The sequence below is a fragment of the Streptomyces sp. NBRC 110028 genome (assembly GCF_001417735.1).
Taxonomy (GTDB): Bacteria; Actinomycetota; Actinomycetes; order Streptomycetales; family Streptomycetaceae; genus Streptomyces.
Map to the genome: position 1 here is coordinate 444679 of NZ_BBUZ01000023.1, position 12171 is coordinate 456849.

At 71.3% G+C, this 12171-nt stretch carries 12 protein-coding genes; 7 read left to right on the forward strand and 5 right to left on the reverse strand.

Features of this window, described 5'->3' with window-relative positions; genetic code table 11:
- Positions 1 to 4 precede the first annotated feature (4 nt).
- Positions 5 to 1615 (reverse strand): Na+/H+ antiporter, encoded by a 1611-nt coding sequence (locus tag ASC60_RS07080; protein WP_055547915.1) that lies wholly within the window; start codon positions 1613 to 1615, stop codon positions 5 to 7.
- A gap of 50 nt (positions 1616 to 1665) precedes the next feature.
- Here ASC60_RS07080 and ASC60_RS38870 point away from each other — a divergent pair, with 50 nt between their 5' ends.
- The 4 genes from ASC60_RS38870 to ASC60_RS07095 all read left to right on the forward strand — a co-directional run bounded on the left by ASC60_RS38870 (position 1666) and on the right by ASC60_RS07095 (position 4155).
- Positions 1666 to 1926: a UBP-type zinc finger domain-containing protein gene (locus ASC60_RS38870; protein ID WP_079038236.1), complete on the forward strand. Its 261-nt coding sequence runs from the start codon at positions 1666 to 1668 to the stop codon at positions 1924 to 1926.
- Positions 1927 to 2027: 101 nt separating this feature from the next.
- A complete protein-coding gene (locus ASC60_RS07085) occupies positions 2028 to 2567 on the forward strand; it encodes a GNAT family N-acetyltransferase (protein WP_055547916.1) in 540 nt (179 codons plus the stop codon).
- Between the two features lie 246 nt (positions 2568 to 2813).
- Positions 2814 to 3227: an anti-sigma regulatory factor gene (locus tag ASC60_RS07090; protein ID WP_009715155.1), complete on the forward strand. Its 414-nt coding sequence runs from the start codon at positions 2814 to 2816 to the stop codon at positions 3225 to 3227.
- A 16-nt stretch (positions 3228 to 3243) separates the two neighbouring features.
- Positions 3244 to 4155 (forward strand): RNA polymerase sigma factor SigF, encoded by a 912-nt coding sequence (locus tag ASC60_RS07095; RefSeq protein WP_063787081.1) that lies wholly within the window; start codon positions 3244 to 3246, stop codon positions 4153 to 4155.
- Between the two features lie 48 nt (positions 4156 to 4203).
- Here ASC60_RS07095 and ASC60_RS07100 read toward each other — a convergent pair whose 3' ends face one another.
- Entirely contained in the window at positions 4204 to 4704 is a 501-nt protein-coding gene (locus ASC60_RS07100) for a hypothetical protein (RefSeq protein WP_055547918.1), read from the reverse strand.
- Positions 4705 to 4787: 83 nt separating this feature from the next.
- Here ASC60_RS07100 and ASC60_RS07105 point away from each other — a divergent pair, with 83 nt between their 5' ends.
- Positions 4788 to 5756 (forward strand): diacylglycerol kinase family protein, encoded by a 969-nt coding sequence (locus tag ASC60_RS07105; protein ID WP_055547920.1) that lies wholly within the window; start codon positions 4788 to 4790, stop codon positions 5754 to 5756.
- Positions 5757 to 6076: 320 nt separating this feature from the next.
- The gene (locus ASC60_RS07110) at positions 6077 to 6334 is read left to right on the forward strand and encodes a WhiB family transcriptional regulator (protein ID WP_003953983.1); all 258 of its coding nucleotides are present in this window, start codon (positions 6077 to 6079) and stop codon (positions 6332 to 6334) included.
- Between the two features lie 160 nt (positions 6335 to 6494).
- Here the strand turns inward: ASC60_RS07110 and ASC60_RS07115 are convergent, their stop codons facing one another.
- The 3 genes from ASC60_RS07115 to ASC60_RS07125 form a co-directional block, all read right to left on the reverse strand.
- Positions 6495 to 7967 carry a sensor histidine kinase gene (locus ASC60_RS07115; RefSeq protein ID WP_055547922.1) on the reverse strand — a complete coding sequence of 491 codons (1473 nt, stop codon included), beginning with the start codon at positions 7965 to 7967 and terminating at the stop codon, positions 6495 to 6497.
- 286 nt (positions 7968 to 8253) lie between these two features.
- On the reverse strand, positions 8254 to 9324 hold the full coding sequence (locus ASC60_RS07120) for an SIS domain-containing protein (protein ID WP_055547923.1): 1071 nt from the start codon (positions 9322 to 9324) through the stop codon (positions 8254 to 8256).
- Between the two features lie 42 nt (positions 9325 to 9366).
- Complete coding sequence (locus tag ASC60_RS07125; protein ID WP_055547925.1) at positions 9367 to 10938, reverse strand: glycoside hydrolase family 3 protein; 1572 nt, start codon at positions 10936 to 10938, stop codon at positions 9367 to 9369.
- Positions 10939 to 11291: 353 nt separating this feature from the next.
- Here ASC60_RS07125 and ASC60_RS07130 point away from each other — a divergent pair, with 353 nt between their 5' ends.
- A complete protein-coding gene (locus tag ASC60_RS07130; RefSeq protein ID WP_055547927.1) occupies positions 11292 to 12065 on the forward strand; it encodes a GntR family transcriptional regulator in 774 nt (257 codons plus the stop codon).
- The last annotated feature ends 106 nt before the right edge of the window (positions 12066 to 12171 follow it).

Genomic DNA, 12171 nt, shown 5'->3' on the forward strand with positions numbered 1-12171 from the left:
GCGGTCAGGGCCCGCCTTCGGCGGTCTCCTCCCGGTAGGCCGCCGCCTCCTCGAGGTCCAGTCGGCGCAGCAGCGTACGCAGCATCTCGTCGTCGATCCGGCGCGCGTCCCGCAGCTTCACGAACACCGCGCGCTCGCTGCCGATCACCTCGCGCGCCAGCCTGCGGTAGGTGTCGTCCGCCGACTCGCCCGTCACCTCGTTGACCGTGCCCAGCCGTTCCCACACCGCGTTGCGGCGCCGCTCCAGCACGTTGCGCAGCCGGTCGGCCAGAGGTGGCGGCAGTGTGTTGCGCTCGTCGGCGAGGAGTTCGTCCAGCCGGTCCTCGGCGGCCCGGGACGCCTGGGCCTGCGCCTGCGCCTCGGCGAGCGTCTCGGCCTGGAGATCGGGCCCCGGCACGCCCAGCGCGCGGATGAGGGCGGGCAGGGTGAGCCCTTGGAGGACCAGGGTCCCGATGACGGTGGTGAAGGCCAGGAAGAGGATCAGGGTGCGGGCGGGGAAGGCGCCTCCGCCGTGCACGGTCTCCGGGATCGAGAAGGCGATGGCCAGGGACACCACTCCGCGCATCCCGGCCCAGCCGATGATGACCGGCGCCCGCCAGTCGGTGCCGGGCTCCCGCTCCCGGATCTTGCGGGAGAGCGCGCGCGGTACGAAGGTCGCCGGGAAGACCCAGACGAACCGTACGGCCACCACGGCCAGGAAGACGGCGGCCGCGTACCAGGCCGCCTCGCCCGCCCCGTACTCCCCCAGGCCGCCCACCACGAACCGCAGTTGCAGCCCGATCAGCGCGAACACGGCCGACTCCAGGATGAAGGCGATCATCTTCCAGACGGCCGCCTCCTGGAGCCGGGTCGCGAAGTCGACCTGCCAGGAGCGGTGCCCGAGGTAGAGCGCGACCACCACGACCGCCAGCACGCCCGACGCCTCGACCTGTTCGGCGGCCGCGTAGGCGGTGTAGGGGATCAGCAGCGAGAGGGTGTTCTGCAGCAGCGGATCGCGCAGCCGGGTGCGCAGCCAGTGCAGCGGCACCATGAGGACCAGGCCGACGCCGACGCCGCCCACCGCGGCGAGCAGGAACTCCCCGGCGGCATGGCTCCAGGTGGCGCCCTCGCCCACCGCGGCGGCGAGCGCCACCCGGTAGGCGGTGATCGCGGTCGCGTCGTTGACCAGGGACTCGCCCCGCAGGACGGTCGTCAGCCGGGAGGGCAGCCCGACCCGGCGGGCGATGGCGGTGGCCGCCACCGCGTCCGGCGGGGCGATCACCGCGCCCAGCACCAGGGCGGCGGTCAGCGGCAGATCGGGCACCAGCAGATGGGCGATCCAGCCGACGGCGAGGGTGGCGAACAGCACATAGCCGAACGACAGCAGCGCCACCGGCCGCAGATTGGCGCGCAGGTCCAGATAGGAGCTGTCGAGCGCGGCGGTGTGCAGCAGCGGGGGCAGCACCAGGGGGAGCACGATCTCCGGCTCCAGGGTGTAGTCCGGCACCCCCGGCAGATACGAGACCGCCAGCCCGGCCGCGACCAGCAGCAGCGGCGGGGGCACGGGGGTGCGCCGGGCCGCGCCCGCGACCGCCGCACTGCCCGCGACCAGCATCAACAGTGGAGTGACATCCATGCCCCGTCCCGTCCCGTTTCATCAGCCCGTCAGCATTTAGTCTGGCAATCATGAAGGAGTGCCCACATGTTCCTGCCCTGCCGCGCCCCGAACCGGAGCCACAGGCGAACACCTGCCGCGAGTGCCTGGCGCTCGGCAGTCATCCCGTGCAGCTGCGGATTTGTCTGGAGTGCGGCCATGTAGGGTGCTGCGATTCATCGACCTATCGACACTCCACACGGCACTTCGAGGAGACCGGGCATGCCGTGATGCGCAGCTTCGAACCGGGCGAGGACTGGCGCTGGTGCTACGTGGACCTGCTGATTGTCTAACCGACCCCGGCCCCCGGGGCGGGGCGGACGGGCGCGCCGGGGACCGATGCGCGGAGGAATCCGCCACCGCGTTGTCGGCGCGGCGAGCTAGCCTTCACCACATGATCCGATCAGCCAAGCCGTCCGACGTCCCGGCCATCCTCGCGATGATCCGCGAGCTGGCCGCGTACGAGCGGGCACCGCAGGAGGCCAAGGCCACCGAGGAGCAGCTGCGCGCGGCGCTCTTCGGGGAGCATCCGGCGGTGTTCGCGCTGATCGCCGAGGAGATCGGCGACGGGGCGGCCGGGCCGGTCGGGTTCGCCCTGTGGTTCCGTAACTTCTCCACCTGGACGGGCACCCACGGGGTGTATCTGGAGGATCTGTACGTCACACCGCGAGCCCGCGGTGGCGGCCACGGCAAGGCGCTGCTGGCCGAGCTGGCACGGATCTGCGTGGAGCGGGGATACGCCCGCTTCGAATGGTCGGTGCTGGACTGGAACGAACCGGCGATCGGCTTCTACGCGTCCCTCGGCGCGGAGCCGATGGACGAGTGGACCGTGCGAAGGCTGTCGGGAGAGCCGCTGCGGGCGCTGGCCGCCCAGGCTCCGGGCATAGCTTCGACCAGCGGTTCGTTGAGTGAGGCGACATCTCTTTCGAATTGAGACCGCAGACCCCTAGCCACGCTGCGTACTCATATGCTTACTATGAGTGATATCGGGAATGTTCATCTCGGGAGTTCACCCGTGACGGGGGCCGTGCTTCGTCCGGGCGACACCGAGTGGCAGATCGCGATAGCGTCGCAGCCGAACCGCACATAGCGCCGGTCCGTTATCCCTCCACCATAAGGGCATATGGCCGACGCTCCAATCAGCTCAGCTCAAACAGCTTGTGTCACCTTGGAGGTGAGGGTGTCCCAGATCGCAGGCGAGCCCGGGACCCAGGACTTCGTGGAAGTCCGGCTGCCCGCTGCGGGGGCCTATCTGTCGGTGCTGCGTACGGCGACCGCCGGCCTGGCAGCCCGCTTGGACTTCACCCTCGACGAAATCGAGGATCTGCGCATCGCGGTCGATGAGGCCTGCGCGATCCTGCTGCAGCAAGCCGTCCCCGGCAGTGTGCTGAGCTGCGTCTTCCGATTGATCGACGACGCACTGCAGGTGACCGTGGCGGCTCCGACCACCGATGGCCGCGCTCCCGAGCGCGACACCTTCGCCTGGACGGTGCTCTCCGCACTGGCGGGCAAGGTGGATTCGACCGTCGCCGAGGACCGCACGGTCAGCATCAGCCTGTACAAGGAGCGCGGCGCCGGCCCCGGACAGCCGTGACGGAAAAGGGGGCTCCGTGAGCACTGCATCATCGCGGGGAGTACGCACCCCGGCCATCCCGCACCCGCCGGCCCGACCGCATCCCGCGGACTCGGAGGCGGCAGGAGACCGACCAGAGCGGGCGGACCACATGGATCAGCACGAGCAGGAGCAGGTGCATCAGCAGCACGATCCGCACGACCGGAGTGGCGCGCGGGCGATGTTCGTCGAGCTGCGGGGGCTTCCCGAGGGCTCCACGGAGCGGGCCGAGCTGCGCAACAACCTCGTGCGCATGCACCTGCCCCTGGTCGAGCACCTGGCCCGGCGCTTCCGCAACCGCGGCGAGCCGCTGGACGACCTGACCCAGGTGGCCACCATCGGACTGATCAAGTCCGTGGACCGGTTCGACCCGGACCGCGGTGTGGAGTTCTCGACCTACGCGACCCCCACGGTCGTCGGCGAGATCAAGCGGCACTTCCGCGACAAGGGCTGGGCAGTGCGGGTGCCCCGCCGGCTCCAGGAGCTGCGGCTCTCGCTGACCACCGCCACCGCCGAGCTGTCCCAGCGGCACGGGCGCGCCCCGACCGTCCACGAGCTGGCCGAGCACCTGGCCATCTCCGAGGAAGAGGTGCTGGAGGGCCTGGAGTCCGCCAACGCGTACAGCACGCTGTCGCTGGACGTACCGGACACGGACGACGAGTCCCCGGCGGTGGCGGACACCCTCGGCGCGGAGGACGAGGCACTGGAGGGCGTCGAGTACCGCGAATCCCTCAAGCCGCTGCTGGAGGATCTGCCGCCGCGCGAGAAGAAGATCCTGCTGCTGCGGTTCTTCGGGAACATGACGCAGTCGCAGATCGCGCAGGAGGTCGGCATCTCCCAGATGCACGTCTCACGGCTGCTGGCGCGCACCCTCGCCCAGCTGCGGGACAGGCTGCTGGTGGAGGAGTAGCGAGCGGTGCCCGGGGCGAGCCCCGGGCACTCCCTGAGCGGGAAGTTCCTAGGCGTCGCGCGGGCCGATGCCCAGCGCCTCGGTCGCGGTCGGGTTGATGAGCAGCCCCAGGACGGTGACGGCCGCGACGGCGGTCAGCACACCGATGGCGATCAGCCCGCCACCGTTCTGCACCAGTGTCCAGGCCACCGGCAGCGCCATCAGCTGGGTGATCATCGCGGGGCCGCGGCTCCAGCGGCGGCGCAGCCACAGCCCGCGGGCCGCCAGCAGCGGCAGCAGGGCCAGGGCGAGCACGGTGATCCCGAGCGTCTCCGCCTGCTCCGGGCTCTCCGGGTTCCCGGCCAGGCCCATGATCAGGACATAGACACCGAAGCCCACGAGCACCAGGCCCTCGACACCGGCGAGCGCCGCGGCCACGGTCAGCCGGACCGGCCGGGGCCCCGCGGGCGCGGCACCGGCCTCGGCGGGCTCGGCGGCGTCGGCGGCCTTCGCGGAGGGCCGGGCGGTCTTGGTGGCCGTCTTGGCGGGGGCGGGCTTCTTCCTGCTCACCCCAGCAGCGTAGCCGCCGTTGGCCCCCGGCGGGCGGCCCCGGGGTTCGGGGAACGGCCCGACGGGTCGGTAGGCTGGCGCCCATGCGCGCACTCCTCGTGGTCAATCCGGCAGCAACCACCACCAGTGCCCGCACCCGCGACGTCCTGATCCACGCGCTCGCCAGTGATCTGAAGCTCGACGTGGCGACCACGGAGTACCGGGGGCACGCACGCGACCTGGCCCGTCGCGCGGTCGACAGCGGCACCCATGAGCTGGTCGTGGCGCTGGGCGGCGACGGCACGGTCAACGAGGTCGTCAACGGGCTGCTGCACGACGGTCCCGCCCCGGGCGAGTTGCCGCGCCTCGCGGTGGTCCCCGGCGGCTCGACCAATGTGTTCGCCCGCGCCCTCGGCCTGCCCAACGACGCCGTCGAGGCGACCGGCGCCCTGCTGGACGCGCTGCGCGACGGCACCGAGCGCACGGTGGGCCTCGGTCTCGCGGCCGGCACCCCGGGTACCGCTGACGAGTCGGTGCCCGCCCGCTGGTTCACCTTCTGCGCGGGCTTCGGCTTCGACGCGAGCGTGATCGGCCGGGTCGAGCAGCAGCGCGAACGCGGCAAGCGGTCGACCCACGCGCTGTACATACGGCAGGTGATGCGCCAGTTCTTCGGGGAGCCGAACCGGCGGCAGGGCACCATCACTCTCGGACGGCCCGGCCAGGACCCGATCCGGGAGCTGGCGCTGTCCATCGTCTGCAACACCTCCCCGTGGACCTTTCTGGGCAACCGCCCGGTCTACGCGGCGCCCCGCGCGTCCTTCGACACCGCCCTCGACGTGCTGGGACTCGCCAAACTGTCGGCTCCGGCGATGACCCGCTACGCGACCCAGCTGCTGACGTCGACGCCCGAGCGCGGGCCCCACGGCAAGCATGTGGTGGGGCTCCACGATCTGACGGACTTCACCTTGCAATCCCAGGCGCCACTGCCGTTCCAGATGGACGGAGACCACCTAGGACTGCGTACGAGCGTGACGTTCACAGGCGTACGCCGTGCACTGCGTGTGATTGTGTGAGTCAGACCCCATAAAGTCCTTGTAGTCGAACGTTTAGGCTGGGATCCACCCCCGGGAAGTACGGCTGTGATACAGCCGACACCAAGGAATCAAAAAAAACTTTCCGGAAGGGGTTGTATCCGCCGCCGAGGTTTGCGAATCTCTTCTTGGCGATCGGGACGGCCCCACAGAAGGCCCCCTTGAGAGCCCGAACCCCCTCCTCAAATCCACGGGAACGCACCAGCGCCCAAACTGGCGGCGTCCCTGTCCTTGTCGAGGGATTCGTGAAAGCGTTCACATTCACAAGCAACAAGCCCGCAATACGAGGAGATGGAGCAGCCATGGACTGGCGTCACAACGCCGTTTGCCGCGAGGAAGACCCCGAGCTGTTCTTCCCCATCGGCAACACCGGTCCTGCGCTGCTGCAGATCGAGGAAGCCAAGGCCGTCTGCCGCCGCTGCCCCGTCATGGAGCAGTGCCTGCAGTGGGCGCTTGAGTCCGGCCAGGACTCCGGCGTCTGGGGTGGACTCAGCGAGGACGAGCGCCGCGCCATGAAGCGCCGTGCCGCTCGGAACCGGGCGCGGAACGCCAGCGCCTGACCCTGAGACACCCCGTGGCCCCCGAGCCGCAGCGCGCAGTAGCCCCGATGCGCACAGCAACGTGAGCTTTTGAGCCCCGGACCATCCTGGTCCGGGGCTCAGTGCGTTGCCCGGCCGCCCGTCCCCGGCGACAGGCCCCGTGAAGGGGCCGTGAAGATGCTCAAGTCTTCTCGGCACGCACCGGTATGTCGAGGACCACACGTGTGCCGCGCTCCGGAGCCGGCACCATGTCGAAGGTGCCGCCGAGTTCGCCCTCCACCAGGGTGCGGACGATCTGGAGGCCGAGGTTTCCGGCGCGCTGGGGGTCGAACCCCTCGGGCAGCCCGCGCCCGTCGTCCTGGATGATCACCATCAGCCGGCTCTCCTCGCCGGTGCCGCCGCGCACCGCCGAGACCTCGACCGTGCCCTGCTCCCCCGGCCCGAAGCCGTGCTCCAGCGCGTTCTGCAGCACCTCGGTGAGGACCATGGACAGCGGGGTGGCCACCTCGGCGTCGAGGATCCCGAAGCGTCCGGTGCGGCGGCCGGTGACCTTGCCGGGCGATATCTCGGCCACCATGGCCAGCACCCGGTCGGCTATGTCGTCGAACTCGACCCGCTCGTCGAGCGTCTGGGACAGGGTCTCGTGGACGATCGCGATCGAACCGACCCGGCGCACCGCCTCGTTGAGCGCCTCCCGCCCCTGGGCGGAGTCCATGCGGCGGGCCTGCAGCCGCAGCAGCGCGGCCACGGTCTGCAGGTTGTTCTTCACCCGGTGGTGGATCTCCCGGATGGTGGCGTCCTTGGTGATCAGCTCCCGCTCGCGGCGGCGCAGCTCGGTGACGTCCCGCAGCAGGACGAGCGAGCCGATGTGCACACCCTTGGGCTTGAGCGGGATGGACCGCAGCTGGATGACGCCGTTCTCGCCGCTTTCGACCTCGAACTCGCGGGGCGCCCAGCCGCTGGCGAGCTTGACCAGCGCCTCGTCCACCGGACCGCGCGCGGGGGCCAGTTCGGCGGTGGTCTCGCCCAGGTGGTGTCCGACGAGGTCGGCGGCGAGTCCGAGCCGGTGGTAGGCGGAGAGGGCGTTGGGGCTGGCGTACTGGACCACGCCGTCCGCGTCGAGCCGGATCAGCCCGTCGCCGACGCGCGGTGAGGCGTCCATGTCGACCTGCTGGCCGGGGAAGGGAAACGCTCCGGCGGCGATCATCTGGGCCAGGTCGGACGCGCTCTGGAGATAGGTCAGCTCCAGTCGGCTGGGGGTCCGCACGGTCAGCAGATTGGTGTTGCGGGCGATGACGCCGAGGACCCGGCTCTCCCGGCGGACCGGGATGGACTCCACCCGGACCGGGACCTCTTCGCGCCACTCGGGATCGCCCTCGCGGACGATCCGTCCCTCATCGTGCGCGGCATCGAGCATGGGACGGCGGCCACGGGGAACGAGATGGCCGACCATGTCGTCCTGATAGGAGGTGGGCCCGGTGTTGGGCCGCATCTGCGCGACCGAGACATAGCGGGTGCCATCGCTGGTGGGCACCCACAGGACGAGATCGGCGAAGGAGAGGTCGGAGAGCAGTTGCCACTCCGATACCAGCAGGTGGAGCCACTCGAGATCGGATTCGTCGAGGGCGGTGTGCTGGTGTACGAGATCGTTCATGGAGGGCACATGGCGAGCCTACCCGGACAAGGGATGACCCTATTCGCACACAAGCGTGGACAGACGATACTGGTCTAGTCCAGAATGGCCATCGATGCGATCTTCCGCTCTCCCCGCACAGGAGGGCGGATCGGAGGCACACGGCGCGCTCTGCCCTGACCGCTCCGTACGCCTCTTGAGGTCGGCTGCTCGGCCGACGAGCTCCGGGCTGCGGTGCCGGGTGGGTTGAGGGTCCCGCCCCGGCGCCGCGGCCCGCGGGTGTTTTTGTGGGCCCGCCCCTGAAGCCTCAGCGCGTCTCGGTGACCTTCGCCAGCGCGCGCGGCGCGTCCGGGTCCTGTCCCCGGGCGATGGTCACCTCGTACGCCAGCATCTGCAGCGGCAGGATCTCCAGGATCGGCTGGACCTCCTCGGCGACGCCCTCGGTGGGCAGGGGGAAACCGGCGGACGCCCGGTCCACCTCGGCCTGGCTGCCGATCACCACGAGATCCGCGCCACGCCCGCGCAGCCGCTCCAGGACCGGCTGCAGCGCCTGGCCTCCCTTGCCCTCGGTGACGATCGCGATCACCGGCGAGATGTTGTCGACCATGGCGAGCGGGCCGTGCAGCAGGTCGGCGCCGGAGTAGGACAGGGCCGGGATGTAGCTGGTCTCCATGAGCTTCAGGGCCGCTTCCTTGGCGGTGGGGTAGCCGTAGCCCCGGGAGGTGAGGACCATCCGATCGGCGAACCGGTAGCGGCCCGCGAGCTGCCTCACCTCGTCCTGGCGGTCCAGGATCTGCTGGGCGAGGTCGGGCAGCACCTTGGCGGCCGCGCCGTCGCCGCCGCGCAGCCCCTCGACGAAGAGATAGAGGGCGAGGAGTTCGGCGGTGTAGGTCTTGGTGGCGGGCAGCGCCTTCTCCGGCCCGGCCAGCACGTCGATGTGGAATTCGGCGGCCCCGGCCAGCGGGGAGTCCGCGTTGTTGGTCACGGCCAGGGTGATCGCCCCGGCCGCGCGGGCGGCCTCGGTGGAGGCGACCAGGTCGGGGGAGCCGCCGGACTGACTGACGGTGATCACCAGTACGTCGGTGAGGTCCTGCCGCGCGCCGTACGCGGTGGTGGTGGACATGGAGGTCAGGCCGCAGGGCTTGCCCAGCAGCACTTCCAGCAGGTACTTCGCGTACAGCGCCGCGTTGTCCGAGGTGCCCCGGGCGGTGAGCAGGACGAAGCGCGGTGCGCGCGCGGCGATCCGCTCGGCGGTCTCGCGGATCTTCGGAGCGCCCTGGTCGAGAATGCGGCGCAACACCGCGGGCTGCTCGTTCATCTCGCCGGACATGATCCGGCCCGGCTGATCGCTGTTCGGGGCCGTCGTCGTGGCGGACATACTGGGTGCCTCCAGTGGGCTGTGCCGGTGGTGCGTGGGATGTCAGTGCCCGGCCTCGTTGCCGGTGGTGACGCGGGTCGTGACGCCGGTGATGACTTCCGCGGCCGCCCGCCCGCAGACCCGGGCGGCGCCGTGGGTCGCGATGTGCGGAGCCCCGCGGGGCGGTGCCTGGGGCACCCCCATCTCCACGACGACCGTGTCCGGCCGGGCGGCGAGCAGGGTGTCCAGGACGCCCGCCATCCAGCCGTGGCGGTGGACGTCGCGTACCACAGCGACGATCCTACGGTCCGCCGCGGCGTCGAGCATCTGTGCGACCACGGCGGCCGCCCCCCGGCCGGCGACGTCCTCGGGGCCGTAGGCGGTGGTCGTGGTGCCGGGGAGCAGCCGGATCAGCTCGGCGGCGACGCCCCAGGGGGTCTCGTCGCCGACGGCGATGCCGGCCACCGGGGTGAGGGCGGCGACGAGGACGGGCCCGGTCGGCGGCACGTACGCGTCCTCCGCCGGGGTGATCCGCAGGGCGCGGCGGGCGGCGGTGAGCCCCGCCTCCGGGGCGGGCGCGATCCGCCGCGCCGCGTCCGGCCCTCCGGCGGACTTCGCCCACTCCCCCAGGGCCCGGACCCGCGCCGCGGCCTCGGCCAGCCGCTCCTCGGCGAGCCGTCCGTCCGTCACGGCCGCGACCAGCGCGTCGCGCAGCCGCAGCACGGTGTCCTCGTCGGCCAGGCCGCCGCCGACGCAGATCGCGTCGGCACCGGCGGCGATCGCCAGCACGCTGCCCCGCTCGATGCCGTACGCGTCGGCGACGGCCCGCATCTCGATGCCGTCGGTGACGATCAGGCCGTCGAAGCCGAGCCCGCCCTCGTCGGCCGGGGCGCGCAGCAGCCCGTGCAGGGCGGCGCGGCTGAGGGTGGCGGGCCGGGCCGGGTCGAGGGCGGGCAGCAGGATGTGCGCGCTCATCACGGCCTTGGTGCCGGCGGCGACGGCCGCCCGGAAGGGCACCAGTTCGCGGACGGCCAGGGTGTCGGGGCCGGCGTCGATCCGCGGCAGGGCGTGGTGGGAGTCGACGGCGGTGTCGCCGTGCCCGGGGAAGTGCTTGGCGCAGGCGGCGACCCCGGCGCCCTGCAGCCCCTCGATCCAGGCGGCGGTGTGCCGGGCGACGAGCGGGGGCGAGGCGCCGAAGGAGCGGACGCCGATCACCGGATTGTCCGGGTTGGAGTTGACGTCGGCGGACGGCGCCCAGTTGAGGTTGACGCCGCAGGCGGCGAGCCGGCGGCCGAGTTCCCGGGCGACGGCGTGGGTCAGCCCGGTGTCGTCGACCACGCCGAGGGCCAGATTGCCGGGGAAGGAGGAACCGCCGCGTACCTCCAGACGGGTGACGTCGCCGCCCTCCTCGTCGATCGCCACCAGCACGTCGTCGCGTTCGGCGCGCAGCCGGGCGGTGAGCGCGGCGAGCTGTTCGGGCGAGGCGATGTTGCGGCCGAACAGCCCGACGCAGGCCAGCCCCTCGCCGAGCCGGCGCAGCAGCCAGTCGGGGGCGGAGGTGCCGGTGAAGCCGGGCTGGAGGACGGTGAGGGCGTCCCGGGTGAGGGTGGCCGGTTCGCGCGCGAGGGTCGTCATGGACGTGGATCTTCCCTTCACCGCGCCCGGGGCGAGGCGACCGACACCGGCGGCGCCGCGACACCCGTCGCCGCCACGCGCGCACACTTCACGGCCGCCTACTCCCCACATCGCCGAATGAGAGGTTTAATGGTTTAGACCACTTTACGCAGCGTGGCTCTCGACCTGGAAGGGTGTCAAGGGTGGACAAGGCCGCTTCCGGCTCCGTTACCGGACCGACATCTCTCGACATCCGGTCGGGGAAGCCACCACGGACCCAGGCCGTGCCACGATGTGAGCCGCTGAAAACGTCAGAGGCCGGTCACGGCAGCAGACCAGACGTCGGAAAGGGCGCGATGGAGACCGAGGGGGCAATGGCGGCGACGGCCACGACGGCCGCCGCCGAGAGCGGCAACAGCTCCGGCGGGGCGCGCACCGCGCGCGTCCCGAAGTACTACCGGCTCAAGCGCCACTTGCTGGAGATGACCGAAACCCTGCCGCCCGGCACCCCGGTTCCCCCGGAGCGCACCCTGGCCGCCGAGTTCGACACCTCCCGCACCACCGTGCGGCAGGCGCTCCAGGAGCTGGTCGTCGAGGGACGGCTGGAGCGGATCCAGGGCAAGGGCACCTTCGTCGCCAAGCCCAAGGTCTCCCAGGCCCTGCAACTCACCTCGTACACCGAGGACATGCGCGCCCAGGGCCTGGAACCCACGTCCCAGCTGCTGGACATCGGCTACGTCACCGCCGACGAACGGCTCTCCGCGCTGCTGGACATCGCCACCGGCGGCCGGGTGCTGCGCATCGAGCGGCTGCGGCTGGCCAGCGGTGAGCCGATGGCGATCGAGACCACCCACCTGTCGGCCAAGCGGTTCCCCGCGCTGCGCCGCAGCCTGGTCAAGTACACCTCGCTCTACACCGCCCTGGCCGAGGTGTACGACGTGCACCTGGCCGAGGCCGAGGAGACGATCGAGACCTCCCTGGCCACTCCGCGCGAGGCCGGGCTGCTGGGCACCGACGTCGGCCTGCCGATGCTGATGCTCTCGCGCCACTCGCTGGACGCGGCGGGCGAGCCGGTGGAGTGGGTGCGCTCGGTCTACCGCGGCGACCGCTACAAGTTCGTGGCCCGGCTCCAGCGCCCGAACGGCTGAACCGGACGCCCGACTTCGCTTCTTTCTCATACCGATATGCGGACGGGTAGTGACGACCGCCGGTCCACGGGCTTAGATTCCTGCGCGTCGCACAAATGATCAGCAC

Excerpts from the sequence above, each read along its gene's own strand:
- ASC60_RS07080 (WP_055547915.1), bottom strand. The coding sequence starts at position 1,615 with ATGGATGTCACTCCACTGTTGATGCTGGTCGCGGGCAGTGCGGCGGTC.
- ASC60_RS38870 (WP_079038236.1), top strand. The coding sequence starts at position 1,666 with ATGAAGGAGTGCCCACATGTTCCTGCCCTGCCGCGCCCCGAACCGGAG.
- ASC60_RS07085 (WP_055547916.1), top strand. The coding sequence starts at position 2,028 with ATGATCCGATCAGCCAAGCCGTCCGACGTCCCGGCCATCCTCGCGATG.
- ASC60_RS07105 (WP_055547920.1), top strand. The coding sequence starts at position 4,788 with ATGCGCGCACTCCTCGTGGTCAATCCGGCAGCAACCACCACCAGTGCC.
- ASC60_RS07110 (WP_003953983.1), top strand. The coding sequence starts at position 6,077 with ATGGACTGGCGTCACAACGCCGTTTGCCGCGAGGAAGACCCCGAGCTG.
- ASC60_RS07115 (WP_055547922.1), bottom strand. The coding sequence starts at position 7,967 with ATGAACGATCTCGTACACCAGCACACCGCCCTCGACGAATCCGATCTC.
- ASC60_RS07120 (WP_055547923.1), bottom strand. The coding sequence starts at position 9,324 with ATGTCCGCCACGACGACGGCCCCGAACAGCGATCAGCCGGGCCGGATC.
- ASC60_RS07125 (WP_055547925.1), bottom strand. The coding sequence starts at position 10,938 with ATGACGACCCTCGCGCGCGAACCGGCCACCCTCACCCGGGACGCCCTC.
- ASC60_RS07130 (WP_055547927.1), top strand. The coding sequence starts at position 11,292 with ATGGCGGCGACGGCCACGACGGCCGCCGCCGAGAGCGGCAACAGCTCC.